General features: G+C 63.5%; 18 protein-coding genes and 1 pseudogene. 10 read left to right on the top strand and 9 right to left on the bottom strand.

Features of this window, described 5'->3' with window-relative positions:
• Positions 1-10: 10 nt before the first annotated feature.
• A complete protein-coding gene (gene puuE / locus AC56QX_RS03405; protein WP_497113713.1) occupies positions 11-1,429 on the bottom strand; it encodes an allantoinase PuuE in 1,419 nt (472 codons plus the stop codon).
• Positions 1,430-1,630: 201 nt separating this feature from the next.
• Here puuE and uraH point away from each other — a divergent pair, with 201 nt between their 5' ends.
• The 5 genes from uraH to AC56QX_RS03380 all read left to right on the top strand — a co-directional run bounded on the left by uraH (position 1,631) and on the right by AC56QX_RS03380 (position 7,839).
• Positions 1,631-2,005: a hydroxyisourate hydrolase gene (uraH, locus tag AC56QX_RS03400; protein WP_497113712.1), complete on the top strand. Its 375-nt coding sequence runs from the start codon at positions 1,631-1,633 to the stop codon at positions 2,003-2,005.
• A gap of 3 nt (positions 2,006-2,008) precedes the next feature.
• The gene (gene xdhA / locus AC56QX_RS03395; RefSeq protein WP_497113711.1) at positions 2,009-3,490 is read left to right on the top strand and encodes a xanthine dehydrogenase small subunit; all 1,482 of its coding nucleotides are present in this window, start codon (positions 2,009-2,011) and stop codon (positions 3,488-3,490) included.
• Positions 3,490-5,841, top strand: coding sequence for a xanthine dehydrogenase molybdopterin binding subunit (xdhB, locus tag AC56QX_RS03390; RefSeq protein ID WP_497117672.1), 2,352 nt, complete (start codon positions 3,490-3,492; stop codon positions 5,839-5,841). The genes xdhA and xdhB overlap by 1 nt, the downstream gene beginning before the upstream one ends.
• Before the next feature lie 60 nt (positions 5,842-5,901).
• Positions 5,902-6,912: a xanthine dehydrogenase accessory protein XdhC gene (gene xdhC, locus AC56QX_RS03385; protein ID WP_497113710.1), complete on the top strand. Its 1,011-nt coding sequence runs from the start codon at positions 5,902-5,904 to the stop codon at positions 6,910-6,912.
• 90 nt (positions 6,913-7,002) lie between these two features.
• The gene (locus tag AC56QX_RS03380) at positions 7,003-7,839 is read left to right on the top strand and encodes a PhzF family phenazine biosynthesis protein (protein ID WP_497113709.1); all 837 of its coding nucleotides are present in this window, start codon (positions 7,003-7,005) and stop codon (positions 7,837-7,839) included.
• 12 nt (positions 7,840-7,851) lie between these two features.
• Here the strand turns inward: AC56QX_RS03380 and AC56QX_RS03375 are convergent, their stop codons facing one another.
• The 3 genes from AC56QX_RS03375 to AC56QX_RS03365 all read right to left on the bottom strand — a co-directional run bounded on the left by AC56QX_RS03375 (position 7,852) and on the right by AC56QX_RS03365 (position 11,077).
• A complete protein-coding gene (locus AC56QX_RS03375) occupies positions 7,852-9,102 on the bottom strand; it encodes an LLM class flavin-dependent oxidoreductase (protein WP_497113708.1) in 1,251 nt (416 codons plus the stop codon).
• On the bottom strand, positions 9,099-10,064 hold the full coding sequence (locus AC56QX_RS03370) for an LLM class flavin-dependent oxidoreductase (protein WP_497113707.1): 966 nt from the start codon (positions 10,062-10,064) through the stop codon (positions 9,099-9,101). Before AC56QX_RS03370 ends, AC56QX_RS03375 begins: the two co-directional genes overlap by 4 nt.
• A 92-nt stretch (positions 10,065-10,156) precedes the next feature.
• On the bottom strand, positions 10,157-11,077 hold the full coding sequence (locus tag AC56QX_RS03365; RefSeq protein ID WP_497113706.1) for a LysR family transcriptional regulator: 921 nt from the start codon (positions 11,075-11,077) through the stop codon (positions 10,157-10,159).
• Positions 11,078-11,209: 132 nt separating this feature from the next.
• On the opposite strand from AC56QX_RS03365, the gene AC56QX_RS03360 reads away from it, so the two are divergent.
• The 4 genes and pseudogenes from AC56QX_RS03360 (at position 11,210) to AC56QX_RS03345 (ending at position 15,584) form a co-directional block, all read left to right on the top strand.
• A complete protein-coding gene (locus AC56QX_RS03360) occupies positions 11,210-12,427 on the top strand; it encodes a urate hydroxylase PuuD (protein WP_497113705.1) in 1,218 nt (405 codons plus the stop codon).
• Between the two features lies 1 nt (position 12,428).
• Positions 12,429-13,741 (top strand): annotated as a pseudogene (guaD, locus tag AC56QX_RS03355) (guanine deaminase).
• Positions 13,742-13,818: 77 nt separating this feature from the next.
• The gene (locus AC56QX_RS03350; RefSeq protein WP_497113704.1) at positions 13,819-14,322 is read left to right on the top strand and encodes a heme-degrading domain-containing protein; all 504 of its coding nucleotides are present in this window, start codon (positions 13,819-13,821) and stop codon (positions 14,320-14,322) included.
• Positions 14,319-15,584 (top strand): glycerate kinase type-2 family protein, encoded by a 1,266-nt coding sequence (locus tag AC56QX_RS03345; protein ID WP_497113703.1) that lies wholly within the window; start codon positions 14,319-14,321, stop codon positions 15,582-15,584. Before AC56QX_RS03350 ends, AC56QX_RS03345 begins: the two co-directional genes overlap by 4 nt.
• A 9-nt stretch (positions 15,585-15,593) precedes the next feature.
• Here AC56QX_RS03345 and AC56QX_RS03340 read toward each other — a convergent pair whose 3' ends face one another.
• From AC56QX_RS03340 to AC56QX_RS03325, 4 genes are all read right to left on the bottom strand, one after another.
• Positions 15,594-17,063: a UdgX family uracil-DNA binding protein gene (locus AC56QX_RS03340; protein ID WP_497113702.1), complete on the bottom strand. Its 1,470-nt coding sequence runs from the start codon at positions 17,061-17,063 to the stop codon at positions 15,594-15,596.
• Between the two features lie 2 nt (positions 17,064-17,065).
• Positions 17,066-18,301 (bottom strand): putative DNA modification/repair radical SAM protein, encoded by a 1,236-nt coding sequence (locus AC56QX_RS03335; RefSeq protein WP_497113701.1) that lies wholly within the window; start codon positions 18,299-18,301, stop codon positions 17,066-17,068.
• Between the two features lie 86 nt (positions 18,302-18,387).
• The gene (locus AC56QX_RS03330; protein ID WP_497113700.1) at positions 18,388-19,788 is read right to left on the bottom strand and encodes a glutamine synthetase family protein; all 1,401 of its coding nucleotides are present in this window, start codon (positions 19,786-19,788) and stop codon (positions 18,388-18,390) included.
• An 11-nt stretch (positions 19,789-19,799) separates the two neighbouring features.
• Entirely contained in the window at positions 19,800-21,179 is a 1,380-nt protein-coding gene (locus AC56QX_RS03325) for an aspartate aminotransferase family protein (protein ID WP_497113699.1), read from the bottom strand.
• A 157-nt stretch (positions 21,180-21,336) separates the two neighbouring features.
• Here AC56QX_RS03325 and AC56QX_RS03320 point away from each other — a divergent pair, with 157 nt between their 5' ends.
• A complete protein-coding gene (locus AC56QX_RS03320; protein WP_497113698.1) occupies positions 21,337-21,789 on the top strand; it encodes a hypothetical protein in 453 nt (150 codons plus the stop codon).
• Positions 21,790-21,804: 15 nt separating this feature from the next.
• Here AC56QX_RS03320 and AC56QX_RS03315 read toward each other — a convergent pair whose 3' ends face one another.
• Positions 21,805-22,779, bottom strand: coding sequence for a WD40 repeat domain-containing protein (locus AC56QX_RS03315; RefSeq protein ID WP_497113697.1), 975 nt, complete (start codon positions 22,777-22,779; stop codon positions 21,805-21,807).
• Positions 22,780-22,794 lie beyond the last annotated feature (15 nt).

The following is a 22,794-nucleotide window of genomic DNA, read 5'->3' as shown; positions in this document are numbered from 1 at the left end:
GGGTTCAAACCTATTGCGGTAGCATGTCTTTGAGGCGGAGCAGCGCGATGCGCTCGACCTGTTTGCAGGCGGTCTCGAATTCAACGCCACGGCCGTTGCCGATGCGCGCCTCGAATTCGGCGAGGATCTCCTCCTTGGTCTTGCCCTTCACCGCGATGATGAAGGGGAAGCCGAAGGTGGTGACGTAGGCGGCGTTGAGCTTGGAGAACAGTTCGCGTTCCTTGTCGGTCAGCGCGTCGAGGCCGGCGGAGGCCTGTTCCCTTGTCGATTCCGCCGTCAGCCGCCTGGCCTTGGCCAGCTTGCCGGCAAGATCGGGATGGGCGTTGAGGACGCCCAGCCGCTCGGTCTCGCTGGCGGCGCGGAAAATGCGGCAGAGCGCATTGTGCAGGCCGCCTGCCGTGTCGTGTGCCGGGCCGAGTTCCAGCTCGTAGGCTCGCTCGGCGATCCAGGGCGAATGTTCGAACACGCCGCCGAAGGTGTGGACGAAGGTTTCGAATTCCATCTTCGACGGGCGCAGCGCCGCCGGCTTGTAGGGATGGTTCTCTTGCCAGTGCCTGGCGATGTCGATGCGCCGCGCCAGCCAGACCTTGTCGTGCGATCTGACATAGTCGACGAAGCGTTTCAGCGCTGCCACCCGGCCGGGACGACCGACAAGCCGGCAATGCAGGCCGATATTCATCATGCGCGGCCGGCCTGCCTGGCCCTCGGCATAGAGCGTGTCGAAACTGTCCTTGAGATAGGCGAAGAACTGGTCGCCCGAGTTGAAGCCTTGTGGCGTGGCGAAGCGCATGTCGTTGGCGTCGAGCGTATAGGGGATGATGAGCTGCGTGCCGCCACTGTGCTCGAACCAGTAGGGCAGTTCGTCATCATAGGTGTCGGAGACGTAGTCGAAGCCGCCTTCTTCGGCCACCAGCCGCACCGTGTTGACCGAGGTGCGGCCCGTATACCAGCCGGTCGGGCGCTGGCCGGTCACCTCGTAATGCAGCTTGATCGCTGCTTCAAGGTCACGGCGTTCATCTTCCGGGGCATGGTCGCGGTAATCGATCCACCGCAGCCCATGCGAGGCGATTTCCCAACCGGCATCCTGCATGGCCGCGACCTGGTCGGGTGAACGTGCAAGTGCTGAGGCAACGCCGTAGCAGGTCACCGGCACCTCGGCCTCGCTGAACAGGCGCAGCAGCCGCCAGAAGCCGGTCCGCGCGCCATATTCGTAGATCGATTCCATGTTCCAGTGGCGCTGACCCACCCAGGGTGCCGCGCCGACGATCTCGGACAGGAAAGCTTCCGAAGCCTTGTCGCCGTGAAGGACGCAATTCTCGCCGCCTTCTTCGTAATTGACGACGAACTGCACAGCGACATGCGCACCGCCAGGCCATTTCGGGTCCGGCGGGTTGGCTCCATAGCCGCGCATGTCTCTGATGTAACGCATTGTCCCTCCGGCCGGGCATCGCCCGAACTATGATCAGGATATCGAAAGGGTGCTTCTCGCATTCCCCCGAAAATTTTTGAAAGTGTTTTTGTCGCACTCCGCTCGACCGGGACTTATGCATCGCCTTTAATTGGCGCACAATTCATCACTAGTGTTCGATTGTACCAGCCAGTTCGTTCATACTGGAAAGGGAGGCGGCCAATGGCAGAAACGTCGAAAGCCGATGGCGGGCGCCTGACGACCCACGTGCTGGACACGGCGACCGGCAAGCCGGCGGCTGGATTGTCGATCGCGCTTTATCACCTTGAGGGCGACGCCCGGACACATCTGAAGACCGTCGTCACCAATGCCGACGGCCGTTGCGACGCACCATTGCTCGCCGGAGCGGAATTTCGCACCGGGCAATACGAACTGGTGTTCGCGGCCGGCGACTATCTGCGTGGCCAGGGCACAAAGCTGCCCGAGCCGGCCTTCCTCGACAGCGTGCCGATCCGCTTCGGCATGGCGGAAGCGGTGCACTATCATGTACCATTGCTGATCTCGCCCTACGGCTATTCGACCTACAGGGGGAGCTGAGGCATGGCCAAGATTTCCATCCGCAACGAGATCCGCTTCATCCTGAATGGCAGGGATGTCGTGCTGTCGTCGGTGGCGCCGGACGCGACCCTGCTCGACTGGCTGCGGCTCGACCGTTCGCTGCGCGGCACGAAGGAAGGCTGCGCCGAGGGCGATTGCGGCGCCTGCACCGTGCTGGTCGGCAAGCTTTCCGCTGGCGGCTTGGTCTATGAAAGCGTCAATGCCTGCATCCGCTTCCTCGGTTCGCTCGACGGCACTCATGTCGTGACCGTCGAGCATCTGCGGGGCGAGCCTGGCCAGTTGCACCCTGTGCAGCAGGCGATGGTCGATTTCCACGGCTCGCAATGCGGCTTCTGCACGCCGGGCTTCGTCATGTCGCTCTATGGCCTGTGGATGAAGTCGCCGGACCCATCGAACGCGGCGATCGAAAAGGCATTGCAAGGCAATCTCTGCCGCTGCACCGGCTACGAGGCGATCATGCGCGCCGCGCATGCCATCTCCAGCTACGGCAAGGTGGCGAAGGATCCGCTGGCGGTGGAGCGCAAGGCGATCACGGCCAGGCTAGAAGCCTTGCGGGACGGCGCACGGATCGAGATCGGTTCGGGCAAGGCGCGGCTGATCGTGCCGGCCAATGTCGACGATTTCGCCGCCGTGCTCGACAAGGAACCCGGCGCCACCATCGTTGCCGGTTCGACCGATGTCGGCCTGTGGGTGACCAAGCACATGCGCGACATCTCGCCGGTGGTCTTCATCGGCAATCTCGACGGGCTGTGCACCATCTCGGAAGACAAGGGCGTCATCTCGATCGGCGCCGGCGTCACCTACACCGAAGCCTTCTCGACGCTCGCCAAACGCATCCCGGCGCTGGGCCCGCTGTTCGACCGCATCGGCGGCGAACAGGTGCGCAACATGGGCACGATCGGCGGCAACATCGCCAACGGCTCGCCGATCGGCGACACGCCGCCGCCCTTGATCGCGCTCGGCGCGCGCCTGACGCTGCGCAAGGGCAAGAAGCGGCGCACGATCCCGCTGGAAACCTTCTTCATCGCCTATGGGAAGCAGGACCGGCAGCCGGGCGAGTTCGTCGAGGCAGTCCACGTCCCTATCCCGGCCAAGGACGCAAAGTTTGCCGTCTACAAAATTACCAAGCGCCGCGACGAGGACATCACCGCCGCACTCGGCGCCTTCTTCCTGACACTTGCCAAGGACGGCACGGTCGCCGACGCACGCATCGCCTATGGCGGCATGGCGGCGACGCCGAAACGGGCGTCATCTGTCGAAAAGGCACTGCTCGGCAAACCCTGGACCGAAGAGACGGTCGACACGGCGATGGCCGAATACGCCAGGGATTTCACCCCGCTCACCGACATGCGGGCGTCAGCCGAATACCGGGCTCTGGCGGCCAAGAACCTGTTGCTGCGCTTCTTCGTCGAAACCACCGGCACAAGGGCGCCCTTCCAGGTGTCCCGCAACGAGGCGGCATGATGAACAAGCACGCCACATCAGATACCAAGGCCGAGAAGGTCGTCGGCGGTGTCGCCACCGATCAGCGGCATGATTCCGCCCACAAGCATGTCAGCGGCAGCGCCGTCTACATCGACGACATGCCCGAACCCGCCGGCACGCTGCATGGCTGCCTCGGGCTCTCGGCCGCCGCGCATGCCACCATCACCCGCATGGACCTTTCGGCGGTGCGCGCCGCTCCCGGAGTCGTCGATGTGCTCACGGCAAAGGATGTGCCGGGTGAGAACGACATTTCGCCGACCGGTCGGCATGATGAGCCGGTGCTCGCCGACGGCAAGGTCGAGTTCTTCGGCCAGCCGGTCTTCTGCGTTATCGCCGAAACCCGCGAGCAGGCGCGCCGCGCCACCAGGCTGGCCAAGGTCGAGTACAAGCAATTGCCCTTCGTCACCGACATTGGCGAACTCGATCCAAGGAAGGATAAGCTCGTTACGCCGCCGCTTACCTTGAAGCGCGGCGACGCTGCGGCGGCAATCAAGGCGGCGCCGCGCCAGTTGAAGGGAAAGATGCGCGTCGGCGGCCAGGAGCATTTCTATCTTGAAGGCCATATTGCCATGGCCATTCCCGGCGAGGATCAGGACGTCACCATCTATTCCTCGACCCAGCATCCGAGCGAAGTCCAGCACATGGTGAGCCATGCGCTCGGCGTACCCAGCAATGCGATCACCGTGGAGATCCGCCGCATGGGTGGCGGGTTTGGCGGCAAGGAAACGCAAGGCAACCAGTTTGCCGCACTCGCCGCCATCGCCGCCAAAAGGCACCATCGCGCCGTCAAGATCCGGCCCGACCGCGACGACGACATGATCGTCACCGGCAAGCGCCACGATTTCCTCGTCGACTACGAAGTCGGCTTCGACGACGAGGGCAATATTCTCGGTGTCGACTTCATGTTCGCCGCGCGTTGCGGCTTTTCGTCGGACCTGTCAGGCCCGGTGACGGACCGCGCCCTGTTCCATTGCGACAACACCTATTTCTGGCCCGCCGTGCATGCGCAATCGGCGCCGCTCTACACCAACACCGTGTCGAACACGGCCTTCCGTGGCTTCGGCGGCCCGCAAGGCATGATTGGCGCCGAACGCGTCATCGACGAGGTTGCGTTCGCGGTCGGCAAGGATCCGCTCGAGATCCGCAAGAAGAATTTCTACGGCACCAGCGACCGCAACATCACGCCCTACCACCAGACGGTCGAGGACAACATCATCCAGCGCATCGTCGCCGAACTCGAGGAAAGCGCCAGCTATGCGCGGCGGCGGCGCGAAATATCGGCCTTCAACGCCAACAGCCGTTTCATCAAGCGCGGCCTGGCGCTGACGCCCGTCAAGTTCGGCATTTCCTTCACCGCCACCCACTACAACCAGGCCGGCGCGCTTGTGCATGTCTACACCGATGGTTCGGTGCATCTGAACCATGGCGGCACCGAGATGGGGCAGGGGCTTTACCTCAAAGTCGCGCAGGTGGTGGCGGAAGAATTCCAGATCGACCTCGACCAGGTGAAGATCACCGCGACCACCACCGGCAAGGTGCCCAACACCTCGGCCACAGCGGCATCGTCCGGTTCCGACCTCAACGGCATGGCCGCACAGAACGGCGCTCGCCAGATCAAGGACCGGCTGACCGATTTCGCCGCCGAGAAATACCAGGTGCCGCGCGATCAGGTGCTGTTCTTGCCCAACCGGGTGCGCATCGGCAACCAGGAGATCGCCTTCGCAGATCTCGTCAAGCAGGCCTACATGGGGCGCATTCAGCTCTCGGCGGCGGGTTTCTACAAGACGCCGAAAATCCACTGGAACCGCGACAAGGGCGAAGGCCGCCCCTTCTACTATTTCGCCTATGGCGCCTCCTGCTCGGAAGTCTCGGTCGACACGCTGACCGGCGAATATGTGGTCGAGCGCACCGACATCCTGCACGAGACCGGCCGTTCGCTGAACCGCGCCATCGACCTCGGCCAGATCGAGGGCGGCTTCATCCAGGGCATGGGCTGGCTGACGACCGAGGAACTGTGGTGGGACGACAAGGGACGGCTGCGCACCCACGCGCCGTCGACCTACAAGATCCCGCTGGCCTCCGATCGGCCGAAGATCTTCAACGTCACTTTGGCCGATTGGTCAGAAGCCGGAGAGCCGACGATCCATCGCTCCAAGGCGGTCGGCGAGCCGCCTTTCCCGCTCGGCATGTCCGTGCTGCATGCGCTGTCGGACGCGGTGGCAAGCGTGGTCGACCACAGGATCTGTCCGCGCCTTGACGCGCCGGCAACGCCGGAGCGCGTGCTGATGGCGATCGAGCGGCTGAAGAGAGAGGTCAAGGCAGGCGCCTGAACCTGGCGAACGTGCAAATTCAGGGCAAAAAGCCTATATTTCCCATTAGGGAATCTAAAAATGAACTCGAAAGTGCAAAGCCTGAAAGCTTTTCTCGCCAGCGCCGGCCGGGTCGCCCTGGTCGAGGTGGCCGGCACCAAGGGCTCGACGCCTCGCGAGAAGGGCGCGTTGATGCTCGTCTCACGGGAGGCGATTTTCGGCACGATTGGCGGCGGTCAGCTCGAATACATGGCCATAGACAAAGCCAGGCAGATGCTTTTCTCCCCCCTTGCGGGGGCGATGGCCGCAAAGCGGCCAGAGGGGGTCCTCTCAGAAGGCACCGCAAGGGCGTCGCGCACTGCCGCAACGACCCCACCCGACGGCTTCGCCGCCACCCTCCCCTCGAGGGGGAGGGGAACCCGCATCGAGGTCGATGAAGTCTGCGCCACGCTCGATGTGCCGCTCGGGCCGGAGATCGGCCAATGCTGCGGCGGGCGCGTCGAAGTCTTGATCCGCTTGGTTGATGCCGCGATTGCAGCCGAACTGGTTGCCACGGCGGAAGCTGAAGAGGCGCATCTGCCGCATGTCTACATCTTCGGCGGCGGCCATGTCGGCCAGGCGCTGGCGTCAACGATTGCGCTGCTTCCGGTGCACGGCGTCGTCATCGAGACCCGGGCCGAGGCACTGGAAGGCATGCCGGAAACCGTCGAGACGCGGCTGACGCCGATGCCCGAGGCCGAGGTGCGCAGCGCTCCCGCCGGCACCGCTTTCGCCATCCTCACCCATGACCATGCGCTGGATTTCCTGATCGTCACCGAAGCGCTGAAACGCGACGATGCCGCCTATGTCGGCATGATCGGCTCGAAGACCAAGAAAGCCACCTTCAGGAACTGGTTCCTGAAATCAGGAGACGGCACGGAAGCGGAATTTGCCCGCCTCGTCTCGCCGATCGGCGGCGATGCCGTCAAGGACAAGCGCCCGCCGGTGATTGCCGCACTTGCGGCAGCCGAGATCATGACGGCGCTGGTGGTTCACAACGCGGCGTCAAATGGCGACCATCAGGTCCAGCAGCACAAGGTGATGGCCGGATAGCCAAGACTGCCCGTCGGCCTGTCTGTTTTTCAATCGCAGGAAAGATGCATTTGCGGTATCCCCCGGCATTGCGGCATGAGGTGAGGATACATGAACGTTCTGAAAATCGCGGCTTTTTCGGATGGCAACACCGGCGGCAACCCTGCCGGGGTACTGATCGGCGATGTCTTGCCCGATGCGGCCGAAATGCAGCGTCTGGCGGCGGAGGTCGGCTTCTCTGAAACCGCCTTTGCCGCACCGGATGGCGACAACTGGCGGGTGCGCTATTTCTCGCCGGAATCCGAAGTACCTTTCTGCGGTCACGCCACCATCGCCTTGGGAACTGCCCTCGTCCGGCAGTTCGGCGATGGAATTTTCCCGCTGAAACTCAACCAGGCCAGCATCACCGTCGAAGGGTTCCGTGACGGCGCGACCGTTGCCGCCGCCTTGCAGTCGCCGCCGACACGCAGCACGCCTGCTCCTCCGCAGCTGATCGCCGAGGCGCTGGCGCTGTTTGGCTATGCCGCGACCGATCTCGATCCGGCCATTCCGCCGGCGCTGATCCATGGCGGCGCTGATCACCTGTTGCTGGCCCTCAAATCGCGCGAGGCACTGGCCGCCATGCGCTACGAGCTGAAAGCCGGGCAAGTGCTGATGCGGCGCGAAGGGCTGGTCACGATCCTGCTCGCTTATGCCGAAACGCCACGATTGTTCCACACGCGCAATCCCTTTGCCTCCGGCGGCGTCTATGAGGATTCGGCGACGGGTGCTTCGACGGCCGCCTTCGCCGGCTATCTGCATGACATTGGCTGGCCGCATGGCGGCGCGATCGATGTCGTGCAGGGCGAGGACATGGGTATGCGTTCGCGCCTGCACGCCGATATTGCGCCCGAGATCGGCAGCTCGATCAGGGTTTCGGGCACTGCCCGAATGATGAACGAAGCATAGAAGCTGCCAGCCTCAGGCCGGCCGTTTCAAGCCGAGGTGGTCGCGCAGCGTTCGGCCTTCGTAGTCCCGGCGGAACAGGCCGCGCCGCTGCAGCTCAGGCACAACCAGCGTCGCAAAGGCATCGAGCTCGCCGGGGAAGTAAGACGGCATGACATTGAAGCCGTCGGCAGCACCGCCTTCGAACCGCGCCTGCAACTCGTCGGCGACCTGCGCCGCCGTACCGACGATGCGCCAATGGCCGCGCGCGCCTGCAAAATGGCGGGCAAGCTGGCGGATGGAAAGGCCGTCGCGGCGCGATTGCTCGACGACCAGCGCCTGCCGGCTTTTCATCCCCTCGCTCTCCGGCAGTTCGGGCAGTGGCCCGTCGATCGGATAGCGTCCGAGATCGGAGATGCTGAGATAGCTGGACAGCAGCGCCACACCGACATCGTCGGGGATCAGCGCCTGCAACTCCTCATGCTTCTCTCGGGCTTCAGCCTCCGTTTTCGCCACCACGGGCGCGACGCCGGGCATGATCTTGATGTCGTCCGGTTCACGTCCATAGGCGGCCATGCGCCCCTTGAGGTCGTCGTAAAAGGCCTTCGCTTCCTCGAACGTTTGCGCCGCCGTGAACACCACGTCGGCAGTGCGGGCGGCAAGGTCACGGCCGACATCCGAGGCACCAGCCTGCACCATGACAGGCGCACCTTGGGGCGAGCGCGGCAGATCGAGCGGGTCGTGCACCGAAAAGCTTTGGCCGTCATGGCCGGGAGCCTTGCCGTGCCAAAGGCCGGTGACCACTTCGGCGAATTCGCGTGCCCGTTCATAGCGGTCGGCATGGGGCTTGAGCCCGGTCGCGCCGAAATTTGCGGCCTCGATGGGGCTGGCCGAGGTGACCAGGTTCCAGCCGCCCCGGCCGCCGCTCAGATGGTCGAGCGACAGGAAGGTCCGCGCAAGGCCATAGGGCTCGTTGTAGCTTGTCGACGCGGTCGAGACGAGGCCGATGCGGCTGGTCTGCACCGCCAGCGCCGACAGCAGGCTGATCGGCTCGAAGCCGATCGAACGCGATGTCTGGCTGGCGATGCCGACATTGGCCTCGCGCAGGCCGGCGGCGTCCTCGCAGAAGATCATGTCGAACTTCGCCGCTTCCGCCGTGCGCGCCAGCTGGATGTAATGGTCGATGTCGATGCCGGCGATCACATGCGCCTTGGGGTGGCGCCAGGCGGCGATGTGATGGCCGGTCGCCCAAAGGAAGGCGCCGAGCTTCATCTGGCGCGCGCTCATTCTGCGCCTCCGGTACCAAGCCCAAGATGTGCGCGCAGCGTTGCGCCTTGCTGACTCTGGCCGGCGATGCCATGGCGCCTGAGCTCTGGCAAAACGCGGTCGATGAAACTCTGAAGTCCCGGGACATCAGCTGGCAAAACAAAATTGAAGCCGTCACAGCCGCTCGATTCCAACAAGGCTTGGAGGCTGTCGACGCCCGGTTCGGATGTCGGGACCATCGTTGCCAGTACCTTCACTGTCTCCGGTTTGCGGCCGATAGCGGCGGCTCGGCGCTTCAGGTCGCCAACGGCAACTTTCAAGGCCTCAGACGGCTGTCCCTCGATCAGGACAACGTCAGCGGCGCCGCTTGCGAGATCGATATCTGCCTCTGCCGGGCCGGACATGATTAGCACCGGCCTGTCCTGCGGCGAGCGCGCGACATTGAGCGGCCCGCGCACCGAAAAGAATTCGCCGATGTGGTTCAGCGCGTGCATCTTGTCCGGATCGTGGAAGCGGCCCGCTGCCTTGTCGAACAGCAGCGCGTCGCGCTCCCAGCCAATCCACAACGCCCGTACGATGTTGATGAACTCCTTGGCGCGGCGGCGGAAATCATCATCGGAAAAACCTTCGGGCCGGCTGAAGTTTCCGGCTTCGTGCGGGTTCTGCCGCAGCGTGGCGTTCCATCCGACGCGGCCATGGCTGATGATGTCGAGCGAAGCAAACCGGCGCGCCAGATTGTAAGGCTGATGCGCGAGCGTAGAGGCGCTGGCGACGAGGCCGATCCTGTCGGTCACCGTCGCGAGAGCGGCTAGCAGCGTTGTCGCTTCAAACGGGCTGCTTGATGGCTTATCGGCGGAGTCGGAAATGATGACCATGTCCACGCCCGCCGCTTCCGCCTTGCGCACGAAGCTGCTGACCTGGCCGAAGTCCAGCACGGTCTCTCCGGTGGCGGCAGCGATGTTGAGCGAAATGGCGAGATGCATCGCACCAACCTAAGTTCGCCGCTGCGCAAGGCAAGCCCGGCGAATGGACCAGAAGGCCGGCACTTGCCGGCCAGTCCCGGTTGCCGCCGGCCCTACTTGCCGGCCAGAAGATCCTTGATTAGCCGCTGGCAGCGCTCGGCCATGAAGTCGAGCAGCAGCCGTACCTTGGGGTCCTGCAACTTCTTGTGCGGATAGACGGCGGCGAACTGCACCGGCGTCGGTGGCGTGTTGGCAAGGATCACCTGCAACCGCCGGTCGCGGATGAACGGCTCGACCTCGAAGCGCGGCTTGTTGATGATGCCGCGCCCGGACAGCGCCCAGCCGGTCAGCACGTCGCCATCGTCGGTGTCGTAGGGCCCGTGCACTTCGAATTTCTGCGGGCCGGTGGGGGTCTGCAGCGTCCAGACATATTCGCGCGCACCGGAATAGCGCAACATCAGGCAGTCATGCTTCTTGCCGATCAGTTCCTGCGGCTCCATCGGTTCGCCGCGCGCTTCCAGATATTTCGGCGCAGCCACCAGCACGCGCTCGCATTCCATGATTCCGCGCATCCTGAGGCTGGAATCCTCGATGATGCCGAGCTTGAAGGCGACGTCGATACCTTCCTTCATGATATCGATATTGTGGTCCGAGAGCCTGAGCCGCACCTCGATATCTGGATACTTGTCGTGGAAATCGGGAATGCCCGAAGCCACCAGCCGGCGCCCGAGGCCAAGCGGTGCGGTCACTTTGATAGTACCGCGCGGCTGGCCGGATAATGCCGAGACCGCGGCTTCCGCTTCGGTGATCGCCTCCAGCACCTGCTTGGCGCCGGAGTAGAACACTGTGCCATGCTCGGTCGGCATCAATTGCCGAGTGGTGCGGTTGAACAGCCGCACACCAAGGTGCTTCTCCAGCTCCTTGATGCGGTTGGAGGCCACCGCCGGCGAAATGCGCATGTCGCGGCCGGCCGCCGACAGATTGCCGAGTTCGACGACGCGGACGAAGACGGCGATGTTGTCGAGATAGGCCATACGGAGCACCTTCGCCGGTTTGCAGCGAACAACCTAGTATTTTCCATTTTTTTTGAAAGTCATCGTACACCTCGCCTCTTTCCGTTTGCGTGCGACACCGTAAAGTCGCGTCATCGGCAGGGACGATTTCAAATGATGGATTTCGCGATTTTCTGGGACTGGCTGAGCTTTGCCGTGCGCTGGCTGCATGTCATCACCGGCATCGCCTGGATCGGCTCGTCCTTCTATTTCGTCGCGCTCGATCTCGGCTTGCGACAGCGTCCCGGCATGCCGGTCGGCGCCTTCGGCGAGGAGTGGCAGGTGCATGGCGGCGGCTTCTACCACATCCAGAAATATCTGGTGGCGCCCGCCGAGATGCCCGAGCACCTGACCTGGTTCAAATGGGAATCCTACGCCACCTGGCTGTCCGGCTTCGCCATGCTGTGCGTGGTCTACTATGCCGGCGCCGATCTGTTCCTGATCGATCCCAACGTGCTGCCAATGTCGGTGCCGGTCGGCATCCTTTTGTCGATGGCGACGATCGGTGTCGGCTGGGTGGTCTATGATCTACTGTGCCGCTCGCCGCTTGGCAAAAGCGACACCGGCCTGATGCTGGTGCTCTATGGCGTGCTGGTGTTCATCGCCTGGGGTTTGACGCACCTGTTCACCGGCCGCGCCGCCTTCCTGCATCTGGGCGCCATTACGGCCACGATCATGTCGGCCAATGTCTTCATGGTCATCATTCCCAACCAGAAGATTGTCGTGGCCGATCTCATCGCCGGCCGCAAGCCCGATCCGAAATACGGCAAGATCGCCAAGCAGCGCTCGCTTCACAACAATTATCTGACGCTGCCGGTGCTGTTCCTGATGCTGTCGAACCACTATCCCCTGGCGTTCGGCACGCAGTTCAACTGGGTCATCGCCTCGCTGGTGTTCATCATCGGCGTGCTGATCCGGCACTATTTCAACACCGTGCACAAGCGCGCCGGAAACCCGCACTGGACCTGGCTTGGCGCCCTTGTCCTGTTCATCATCATCATCTGGCTGTCGACCGTGCCCAAGGTGCTGACCGGTGAGCCCAAGGCGTCCGCCTCGGCGGACATCTATATCGCCTCCGCCCATTTCCCGGCCGTGCGCGACACCGTGCTCGGCCGCTGCTCCATGTGCCACGCGGCAGAGCCGGTCTATGAAGGAATCTATCACGCACCCAAGGGCGTGATGTTGGACAGCGACGCGGCAATCGCCAACCACGCCCGTGAAATCTATCTGCAGGCCGGCCGCAGCCACGCCATGCCGCCAGCCAACGTCAGCCAAATCACCGACAAGGAGCGGGCGCTGCTGGTGGCCTGGTTCGAAGGCGCAGGGAAATAGCATGACCTCGACACTTCTGCGCGGCCGCACACTGTCCTTCGTGCGCTGGCCGCAAACCATCGACGACCACTCCGCCTGGCGCTACGAGGAGGATGGCGGCCTGCTGATCAGCGATGGCAGGATCGTTGCATCGGGCGCTTATAGCGATGTCGAGAAACAGGCCGGTGAGGGGACAAAAAAATCGATCACCGGCCGCATCTGCTGCTGCCGGGCTTCATCGATACCCACGTGCATTTCCCGCAGATGCAGATCATCGCTTCCTACGGCGCCGAACTGCTCGACTGGCTGAACACCTACACTTTTCCGGAAGAGACGAAGTTCGCCAACGCGCAGCATGGCCGCCGCATCGCGCGGCTCTTCCTCGACGAGATGGTGCGGCACGGCACCACCACGGTCACCGCCTACTGCTCCGTGCACAAGGCCTCGGCCGAAGCCTTTTTCGCCGAGTCGCATGACCGCAACATGCTCAACATCGCCGGCAAGGTGATGATGGACCGCAATGCGCCTGATGGCGTGCTCGACACGCCGCAATCCGGCTATGACGACACCAAGGCGCTGATTGCGGAGTGGCACGGCAAGGGCCGCCAGCATTACGCCATCACGCCGCGCTTCGCCATTACCTCCTCGCCGGAGCAGATGGAGATGGCCGGCGCGCTCTGCCGCGAACATCCCGACCTGCACATGCAGACGCATCTTTCGGAAAACCACGCCGAGATCGCCTTCACGCAACAGCTTTACCCGTGGTCGCGCGACTATACCGACGTCTATGAGCATTACGGGTTGCTGGGAAAAAAGAGCCTGTTCGGCCACTGCATCCATCTGTCGGAACGCGAGGCGGATGCGCTTTCGGACTCAGGCTCCGTGGCGGTGTTCTGCCCGACCTCGAACCTGTTCCTCGGCTCCGGCCTGTTCGACTACCAGCGCTTTCGCCGCCGCGACAAGCCGCTCAGGATCGCCGCCGCCACCGATGTCGGCGGTGGCACCAACTATTCGATGCTGCGCACCATGGATGAGGGCTACAAGGTGATCGCGCTGAACGGCGAGAAACTGAACCCTTTCCAGTCCTTCTGGCAGATCACGCGCGGCAATGCCGAGGCGCTGTCGGTGGCCGACAAGATCGGTACGCTGGAGCAAGGCACCGACGCCGACATCGTCGTGCTCGACGCCAGGACGACGCCGGCGATGCGGCTCAGGATGGAAACGGCGCAGACGCTGGCGCAGGAATTGTTTCTGCTCCAGACGCTTGGCGACGACCGCGCGGTGCGCGAGGTCTACGTCGCGGGGCGGGCGGCGAAGACGGACATGGCGAATTAGAACGCCAGCTGCGTTCATTGCTTGACCCGGCGGCAGCCATCGGTCAAAGCGTGCGGCGAAGTTGACAGGGGAACGACATGGCCGTTGCTGACGACATCGCTCTGATCAAGAGACAGGAAGAAACTCTTGTCTTTCCCGCCTTCGACGAGGCCGTCGCCTTCAAGATCGGTTCCGCCATCCGCGATCGCGCATTGGCTGAAAACATGCCTGTTATCGTCGATATCAGGCTGTGGGACCGGCCGCTGTTTTACGCCGCAATGCCGGGTTCGAACGCCTCCAATCCCGACTGGGCGCGGCGCAAGATCAATGTCGTCAGGCGGTTCCTCAGAAGCACCTATCGCATGGTGCTGGAACAGCAGCGCCCCGACCGCACTTTCAAGATCGGTGAGGGACTGGACATCTCGGACTATGTGCTCGCCGGCGGCGGCTTTCCGGTCACCGTCAAAGGTGCCGGCGTCATCGGTGTGATCGCCGTTTCCGGGCTGCCGGAACGTGAGGATCATGGCGTCGTGGTTGATGCACTCTGCGATCATCTGAGCATCGACAAGCGCGGGCTGGCGCTGTCGTCGGAAGCCGAATGACCGTGCTAGATCCCAAATCCTTCCTCATCTCCATCTTCGACGCCGCCGTGGCCGCCGCCGATCCGCAGCGGACCATCCGAGACCACCTGCCGGCCAGGCCTAAAGGCCGCACCATCGTCATCGGTGCGGGCAAGGGCTCGGCGCAGATGGCGGCAGCCTTCGAGAAGGTCTGGGACGGTCCGATCGAAGGGCTGGTCGTCACCCGCTACGGCTATGGCGCCAAATGCGAGCGCATCGAGATCATCGAGGCGGCGCATCCGGTGCCGGACGCCGCCGGGTTGGAAGCCTCGCGGCGCCTGCTGGCAAAAGTCCAGGGGCTGACGGCGGACGATCTGGTGGTGGCGTTGATTTCCGGTGGCGGCTCGGCGCTGCTGCCATCGCCCGCCGGTAGCCTGACGCTGGCCGACGAAATCGCCGTCAACGAGGCGCTGCTCGCCTCCGGCGCGCCGATCGCGGCGATGAACACCATCCGCAAGCATCTTTCCACCATCAAAGGTGGCCGGCTGGCCGCCGCCGCCTGGCCGGCCAAGGTGGTGTCGCTGGTTGTCTCAGACATTCCTGACGACAATCCGGCCCTTGTCGCCTCAGGGCCAACGGTTCCCGATACCGGCAGCCGCGGAGACGCGCTGGCGTCCATTGCAGCCTACGGCATGAAACTACCAGCCTCGGTGATGGCGCATATCAATTCGCCGGCCGCCGATGCGCCAGATCCCGACGATCAGCGCTTTTCGCGCAATGAGGTGCATCTGATCGCCTCGGCAGGCGTGTCGCTGGAAGCAGCAGCGGCGGAAGCGAAGAGGCAGGGGATCGAGGCCGTCATCCTCTCCGATGCCATCGAGGGTGAAGCGCGCGAGGTCGGCGGCGTCCATGCCGCAATCGCGCGCGAAGTCGCCACGCGCAACCGGCCGTTTCAAAAGCCGGTGCTGGTCCTGTCCGGCGGCGAAACCACCGTGACGCTGCGGGCAAAAGGCAAGGGCGGCCGCAATTCGGAATTCCTGCTCGCCTTCGCCATCGGCATCAACGGCGTACAAGGCATTCACGCTCTGGCTGCCGATACGGACGGCATCGACGGTTCGGAAAACAACGCCGGCGCTTTTGCCGATGGCTCGACCGTGTCGCGCATGCGCGCGGCGGGTGTGGATGCCAAGGCGATGCTGGCCGGCAACAATGCCTGGACGGCCTTTGATGCCGTTGGCGATCTGTTTGTGCCGGGTCCGACCGGGACGAATGTCAACGACCTCAGGGCGATTCTGATCCGCTAGGCAAACAACTCACACTGCCATCAGTCGCTTCACCTCTCTCATATCCTGCAAAAACCGCTCGCGTTCGGCTTCCTTGTCTGCGGGCTCATGGATGCGCAGGATGAAGGAGGGGTGGATGGTGATGAAGACGCGCAGTCCATCCTCGCGCTCGATCACCTGGCCGCGCATTTTCGTCACCGGGATCGCCTTGCCCAGCAAAGACAAGGCAGCCGTTGCGCCGAGCGCCACCGCAAGGTCCGGCTTGATCAACGCGAATTCCCTGTCGATCCACCAGCGGCAGGCCTGCACCTCGCCGGCATTCGGTTTGGAATGGATGCGGCGCTTGCCGCGCGGCTCGAATTTGAAGTGTTTCACCGCGTTGGTGACGTAGACCTTCTGCCGGTCGACGCCCGCGTCATCGAGGATGGCATCGAACACCTTGCCGGCCGGGCCGACGAAAGGTTTGCCGGCGAGGTCCTCCTGATCTCCAGGCTGTTCGCCGACGAAAATCACCTTGGCGTTATCAGGTCCTTCGCCGAACACGGTCTGCGTCGCATCGCGCCAAAGCGGGCAGCGGCGGCAGCCTTTCGCAGCTTCGCGCAACTCGGAAATGGTGCCTGCTTCGTCGTCTTCCGGTGCTTCGGTTAGCTCACGTTTCGGCCAATGCTTGGCCTGCACCTTGGCGTGGTGCGGCGCTGGCGTCGTCGGCATCTTCGCAATCATCTCCTTGGCGGCTTTGTCCGCTCCTGCGATCAGGTCTGGAATGAGCGAGGCCTCGGGAAGGTTCCGCCAATATTTCTTCGGCATCTCCTTTTGCATGGCCTTCACCTTCAGTCGTGCCGGGTTGAAAATGTTCTCGAAATAGGTGCGCCACAGCGCCTCGGTGTCGTCTTGATCAGGTGCATCGCCCTTGGCGGCACCCGGTCCGATCGCCAGTCTTTCGCCGTCCCAGTCGGCCGAAGCGTAAGGCGTCAGGATCGTCCAGCGCATGCCGGTGAAGCGCCTGACGAAGAAATCCGCGTTGCGCTCGACGATGAAATGATCGGGCTCGAACCAGGCGACGTAGCGCTCCTCGTCGCCGTCGCCTATCTTCCGGAAGCGCACGAAAGCATGCATCTTGTGGCTGTCGCGCCGCACCGCTTTTTCCATCGCCTCGAGCAGCCTGGTGTCGGGATCCGACGCGATCGCCAGCAGCTTGGGCTCGGCGCGTAGTCGCCACAGCAACCGGTAGAGAAAGGCGAACCTGCCGGGGTCGGAATGGCAGAAGGCGGTTTCAGCGTGCTCGATAAACTCGCGCGGCACCACGAGTTGCGCCCCCGCAGGCACGGCTGGCAAATCCCCAGGCAGTTGGCCGGAGCCGGCCGCGACATGCCAGCTGATGTCTTCGGGCTTGATCTCGTTCAACGCCAGCCGCCGTGCCGCGTCGCGCCAGCCCGAAAAGTCGGTCTCGCTGTCGAGCCGAACGCTGTATCGGGCAAGGTCGAGCTCGGCCGGCTGCATGGTCAAAACAGCGACAGTTGTTCGCAGGAGCGCACGATCTTGTCGCGCAGACCCTCCTTGTCGGTGAGCGCGCCCGGCGACCAGCCTTCAGCGATGATGAACGGCCTGAGCCTGGCGATCGACTGGCAAATCCGCCCGACATCTTCGAGCCGCATACGCCGGTGGCGGCGTGTCTCCAGGATTTTCGTCACCACCTTGGTGCCGAGACCAGGCACGCGCAGCAGCGATTCGCGGTCGGCGCGGTTGATGTCGACCGGAAACTGTCCCCTGTTGCGCAGCGCCCAGGCCAGCTTCGGGTCGATGGCAAGGTCGAGCATGCCGTCGCTGCTGCCGGCCAGGATCTCCGGCTGCGAGAAGCCGTAAAACCGCATCAGCCAGTCGGCTTGGTAAAGCCGGTGTTCGCGCATCAGCGGCGGCTTCTGCAGCGGCAGGGATGACGACGAGTCGGGGATCGGGCTGAAGGCGGAGTAGTAGACGCGCCGCAGATGATAGCTGCCATAGAGCCGGGCGCTGGTGTGCAATATGCCGTCGTCGGATGTCTTGTCCGCGCCGACGATCATCTGTGTCGACTGACCACCCGGCGCAAAGCGCTCGCGTTTTTTGGTCCTCAGCGTCGGCTCGGCTTTTTCTTCCATCTTCTGACGCAGCCTGGCCATGGAAAGGCGGATCGTTTCGGGCTTCTTTTGCGGCGCCAATTTCTTGACGCCCTCGTCGGTCGGCAGCTCGACATTGATCGACAGGCGGTCGGCGTAGAGCCCGGCCTTTTCGACCAGTTCCGCCGAACTTTCCGGAATGGTTTTCAGATGGATATAACCGGAGAACTTTTCTTCCAGCCGCAGCCGCCGCGCCACCTCGACCATCTCGCCCATGGTCTCGTCGGGTGAGCGGATGACGCCTGAAGACAGGAACAAGCCTTCGATGTAGTTGCGGCGGTAGAAATCCATGGTCAGCTTCACCACCTCGTCGATGCTGAAGCGGGCACGCTTCACATTCGAGGACGAGCGGTTGATGCAATAGCTGCAATCATAGATGCAGAAATTGGTGAGCAGTATTTTCAAGAGCGAAATGCAGCGGCCGTCCGGTGCATAGGAATGGCAGATGCCCATGCCTTCGGTGGAGCCGATGCCGCCGGATTTCAGTGAATCCTTTTTCGCTGAGCCTGACGAGGCGCAGGAAGCGTCATATTTGGCGGCGTCGGACAGGATTGCCAGCTTTTCACGGACGGTTAGAATGGTCATCCGTTCATGGTATGTTCTGTAGTGCTAGTTTGCTACCTCATTTGATGCAGGCGGCTAAAAAGTGATCGCCGCCCAGCATCAAGTCGTCACACCTCGTGCAGATAGAGATGATAGTCCAGTTCGCTGACCGTGCGTGCCACACGCAGATATTCGGACTGTTTGATCGCCACGAAGGTGCGGTGCAGGTCCTCGCCAAGCGCGCCTTTCAGGAAGCTTGACGCCTTGGCCGCTTCGATTGCCGCGCGCCAATCGGCCGGCATCGTCGTCCGCGTGACCGCAGCCTCATAGCCATTGCCGGTCGTTTCAGGGCCAGGATCGAGGCCTTCGTCGAGGCCCTTGATGATGCCGGCCAGCACCGTCGCGGCGATCAGATAGGGATTGGCGTCGACGCCGGACGGACGATGCTCGATGCGCCGGTTCTTGGCGTCGCCGGCCGGCACGCGCAGCGCCACCGAACGGTTGTTGACGCCCCAGGTCGGGGCCACCGGCGCATAGGATTGCGAGACGAAGCGTCGCCAGGAATTGGCGTGCGGCGCAAACACCAGCATCGATTCCGCCATCGTCTGGATCAGGCCGCCGAGCCCTTGAAGCAGTGGCAGTGACCAGCTCTCGCCACCGGCCTCGGCAAAGACGTTGCGACCGGCTCTGTCCTGCAGCGAGACGTGGAAATGCATGCCCGAGCCGGCATATTTCTCGATCGGCTTGGCCATGAAGCAGGCGGTCACGCCATGGCGGCGCGCCTGTGCCCGCACCAGCCGCTTCAGCATGACGAGGTCGTCGGCCGCCCGCATCACATCCTTGCGGTAGTTCAGCGTCAATTCGTACTGGCCGGGCGCGTATTCGGAAATCACCGTCTCGGCCGGAATGCCTTGCGCCTTGGCTGCGGCGTAGATGTCGGAGAATAGCGGTTCCATGCCGTGCAGATGGTCGACGGAATAGACCTCTGTCTTGCCCGAGACACGGCCATCGAGCACGGCACGCGCCGGCTGCACCTTGCCCTCGGCATCGCGCTCGTTGGCCAGCAGGAAAAATTCCAGCTCGAAGGCGCCGGCCGGGTAAAGACCCTTGGCCGCGAGGATATCGACCTGCCGGGCCAGCGCCAGCCGCGGATCCGACGACATCGGCTGGCCATCGAGATGGTACATCGCCATCAGCACCTGGCCGCGCGGCGGGTTGGTGCCATAGAGCGGCACCAGCGTGCCGGGGATCGGCCATGCCCTGAGATCGCCGTCGCCGGTCGTCCAGATCAGCCCGGTCTCGTGCACATCCTCGCCGGTGATGTCGAGGCCGAGGATCGAGATCGGCATATGCCGGCCACCCTCGAAAATGCTTTTCAGCTCATGCCGGCGCACGATCTTGCCGCGGCCGACGCCATTGGCGTCGGTCAGCACGATATCGAAGGCTTCGATCTCGGGATGGGCGTCGAGAAAGGCTTGCGCTTCGGTGGGCGAGGACCCCGAAGGTGAGGTCACGATGGCATTGTCCATGGCCGCTTGTCTCATGCCGCAAGCTTTGCCGCAACCGCGGCGAAGGCGCTGATCAGCCGGTTGACCTGCGCACCTGACGTCGCCGGCGAGATCAGCATCATATTGTGGAAGGGCGCGATCAGCACGCCGCGATTGACCAGCGCGACATGGATGGCGGCTTCCAGTTCCGGCGCATGCGCGGTCTCGGCTTCCGCGCCGTTGCGCAACGGGCCGGGCGCGCAGATGAACTCGACTCGGGCGCCGACGCGGGCGACATGCCAGGGCAGGCGGTAGCGGTCGATCACGCCGGTCAGTCCGGCATCCAGACGCCGTGCCAGATGGTCCATGCGGTCATAATTCTCCGCCGTCATCACCTCTTCCAGCGTGGCGCGCATGGTGGCGAATTGCAGCGGGTTGGCCGACAGCGTCGTGCCCATGCCGGAATAGCCGGGCTCCTTGGTCCTGTTGTAGTCGGCATAGCGCGAGGCGACTTCATCGCTCATGCCCCACACGCTCGCCGGCACGCCACCGGCGATCGGCTTGCCCAGCACGAACAAGTCCGGATCGAGCCCATATTTCCTGGTGTAGCCGCCGGGGCCGGTCGAGATCGTGTGCGTCTCGTCGATCAGGAGAAGCGTGCCGGTCTCGCGCGTCAGTCTGCGCAGCGCGTCGTGGAAGCCCGGGTCGGCCAGCACCATGCAGGAATTGGTCAGCACCGGCTCCGCGATGACGCAGGCCACATCCTTGTCCTTGAGCGCTGCTTCCACCGCCGGGATGTCGTTGAACTCGATCACCTTGGCCGTGCGGGTCAGGTCGCGGAATTCGCCCGCCAGTCCCGGCCGGTTGACGGGCTTGCCGTCGATCAGCCGCACCATCGTTTCGTCGACGGAGCCGTGATAGCAGCCGTTGAAGACCAGGATTTTTTCCCTGCCTGTGACGGCGCGGGCGACGCGCAGCGCGAAGCGGTTGGCGTCGGTCGCCGTCGTCGCGATCTGCCAGAACGGCAGGCCGAAGCGCTGCTGCAGCAACGGCCCGATGGCAAGTGCGTCTTCCGAAGGCAGCATATAGGTCAGGCCGCGTCCGGCCTGGCGGCGGATGGCGCGCGCCACCGGCGGCGGCGAATGGCCGAACATCGAGCCGGTGTCGCCGAGGCAGAAATCGTCGAGCCGGTTGCCGTCGATATCGGTGATCGCAGCGCCCTTGGCGCTGTCCACCAGGATCGGAAACGGCGTCGGCCAGTCGTTCATCCAGTGCATCGGCACGCCGCCGAAGAAGCCGGGCAGGCCGTTGCCGACCTTGGCTTGCGATTTTGGCCGTGCTGAGCGGAAGGCCGCCCCTTCGGTCTCGCGCAATTGCGCGATGCGGTCACGACCGATGCCGCCGATGGTCTTTGAACTGTCGCTGCTGTGCATGGAAACCCCTCTCGTGCGTACCTCTTACCCAATCCATGTCCGCAACCGCAATTGGCCGCGCGTCAGCCCTGCATTGGCTCAGCCTTTGGCGGCGGTGCTTGACCGTGCTGGCGAAGTCAGCGCCAATATGAGCGGGAATTGAGGTGGGGGGACAAAAATGCGGACAATCATCTGTGCGGCAATGCTGTTGTCGTCGGCCAGCACGGCCTTCGCCTCAGGCGGCATCTGGTGCAACGTCGACGACACGGCGGTGACATTCGACGTCGGCGCCGGCGTCACCACAGGCATGGGCGGTCCGACCTTCAACTTTCGCGGCGATCTCGAAATCAAGGCGAGGCCGGTTGGCGATGGATTGCGCAAGACGGTGTTCGAGGATTCCAACCTGACCCAATACTGGCTGGACGGCAAGGAACTGCGGCTGAACATCTACCGCGAATACGAGGCGGCAAACACCTTCAATTCAGTCGAACTGACGATCCTGACCAAGGCCAGCGACGAAGGCGTCTATGATGGGGACTACACGCTTGCCGTCTATGACAATGCCGCCGACACGGACAAGGACGGCAAGCCGGCAGAGTTGAAGGGCAAGGTGTCCTGCGGCGCCGAGTAGACCGATATTTTGAAACTACGCCGTGATGTCGATGACACCGCAGTCACCAGCGGCACTGCCGAAGGCGATACGGCGTTCTTCCTTGTCCCACATCATCGAGGTGATGGCGCCCTTGCCCTGTCGGCGCAGCAGCACTTCCTTGGCGTCGGCGAAGCGCGCGGCGATCACCATGCCGTCGTCATAACCGATCGCGACGACATCCTGGCTTGGGTGGCAAGCGACGCAGGTCACCATCGTATTACCGCGCGTGCCGAGTTCCAGCGGTGCCTTGCCCATCGGGCCGTCCTTGCCCGAGAATGGCCAGACGATCGCGGCCGGCGCGCCGGAACTCGCCAGCCATTTGCCTTTGACGCTCCATGACAGGCTTTTGACCTTGCCGGGATAGCCGGTCATGCGCATGTGCTTGCCGTCGGCCAGTTTCCAGCCATGCAGCGCGTTTTCCTGCATGGTGGTGACGAGGAAGGCGCCATCCGGCGAAAAGGTGATGCCGGTATGGGCGCCGGCCCATTCGAGCTCCACCGGCTTGCCCTCGGCAGCCGGGAAATGCAGCGTCGCGCCATTGTAGCGGGCGACACCGAAGCGCATGCCCTTGGGCGAAAACGCCAGCCCCTCGACCGAGCGCGGATGGACAAATTCCCTTGTCTTTCCATCGGCGAAGCGCACGAAGGCGGTCTTGCCCGTGGCATAGGCGATGGCGCCCTGCGGCCCGGCGGCCACGCTGGTGATCCATTTCTTGCCGGCGCTCGCCGTTTCAGTGGCTTCGCCGCCCGTTTTGACCGCAAACACCTTGCCGTCCTCGCCGCCGGTGATCAGCCGGTCGTTGGCCGCATCATGGAAGGCCGCGAGCAACCCGTCATTGGCCTGAACCGTCTTGTGGCCATTGTCGAGCCGATGGATGGCGCCATCGGCCAGCGCAAAATGCGGCACGTCGCCGAGGAAGACGGCGGCAACGCAATGGCCTTCGAGGTCTAGGGGGGCGACTGTGGGCATCAGAACCGTTCCAGT

Source organism: Mesorhizobium sp. RCAM 06353 (assembly GCF_059683585.1).
This window is presented reverse-complemented; position numbering and strand designations above follow the sequence as displayed.

What these genes read in the sequence shown, in the direction of transcription:
- puuE (WP_497113713.1), bottom strand. Translation starts at nt 1,429, where the DNA reads ATGCGTTACATCAGAGACATGCGCGGCTATGGAGCCAACCCGCCGGAC.
- uraH (WP_497113712.1), top strand. Translation starts at nt 1,631, where the DNA reads ATGGCAGAAACGTCGAAAGCCGATGGCGGGCGCCTGACGACCCACGTG.
- xdhA (WP_497113711.1), top strand. Translation starts at nt 2,009, where the DNA reads ATGGCCAAGATTTCCATCCGCAACGAGATCCGCTTCATCCTGAATGGC.
- xdhB (WP_497117672.1), top strand. Translation starts at nt 3,490, where the DNA reads ATGAACAAGCACGCCACATCAGATACCAAGGCCGAGAAGGTCGTCGGC.
- xdhC (WP_497113710.1), top strand. Translation starts at nt 5,902, where the DNA reads ATGAACTCGAAAGTGCAAAGCCTGAAAGCTTTTCTCGCCAGCGCCGGC.
- AC56QX_RS03380 (WP_497113709.1), top strand. Translation starts at nt 7,003, where the DNA reads ATGAACGTTCTGAAAATCGCGGCTTTTTCGGATGGCAACACCGGCGGC.
- AC56QX_RS03375 (WP_497113708.1), bottom strand. Translation starts at nt 9,102, where the DNA reads ATGAGCGCGCGCCAGATGAAGCTCGGCGCCTTCCTTTGGGCGACCGGC.
- AC56QX_RS03370 (WP_497113707.1), bottom strand. Translation starts at nt 10,064, where the DNA reads ATGCATCTCGCCATTTCGCTCAACATCGCTGCCGCCACCGGAGAGACC.
- AC56QX_RS03365 (WP_497113706.1), bottom strand. Translation starts at nt 11,077, where the DNA reads ATGGCCTATCTCGACAACATCGCCGTCTTCGTCCGCGTCGTCGAACTC.
- AC56QX_RS03360 (WP_497113705.1), top strand. Translation starts at nt 11,210, where the DNA reads ATGATGGATTTCGCGATTTTCTGGGACTGGCTGAGCTTTGCCGTGCGC.
- AC56QX_RS03350 (WP_497113704.1), top strand. Translation starts at nt 13,819, where the DNA reads ATGGCCGTTGCTGACGACATCGCTCTGATCAAGAGACAGGAAGAAACT.
- AC56QX_RS03345 (WP_497113703.1), top strand. Translation starts at nt 14,319, where the DNA reads ATGACCGTGCTAGATCCCAAATCCTTCCTCATCTCCATCTTCGACGCC.
- AC56QX_RS03340 (WP_497113702.1), bottom strand. Translation starts at nt 17,063, where the DNA reads ATGCAGCCGGCCGAGCTCGACCTTGCCCGATACAGCGTTCGGCTCGAC.
- AC56QX_RS03335 (WP_497113701.1), bottom strand. Translation starts at nt 18,301, where the DNA reads ATGACCATTCTAACCGTCCGTGAAAAGCTGGCAATCCTGTCCGACGCC.
- AC56QX_RS03330 (WP_497113700.1), bottom strand. Translation starts at nt 19,788, where the DNA reads ATGGACAATGCCATCGTGACCTCACCTTCGGGGTCCTCGCCCACCGAA.
- AC56QX_RS03325 (WP_497113699.1), bottom strand. Translation starts at nt 21,179, where the DNA reads ATGCACAGCAGCGACAGTTCAAAGACCATCGGCGGCATCGGTCGTGAC.
- AC56QX_RS03320 (WP_497113698.1), top strand. Translation starts at nt 21,337, where the DNA reads ATGCGGACAATCATCTGTGCGGCAATGCTGTTGTCGTCGGCCAGCACG.
- AC56QX_RS03315 (WP_497113697.1), bottom strand. Translation starts at nt 22,779, where the DNA reads ATGCCCACAGTCGCCCCCCTAGACCTCGAAGGCCATTGCGTTGCCGCC.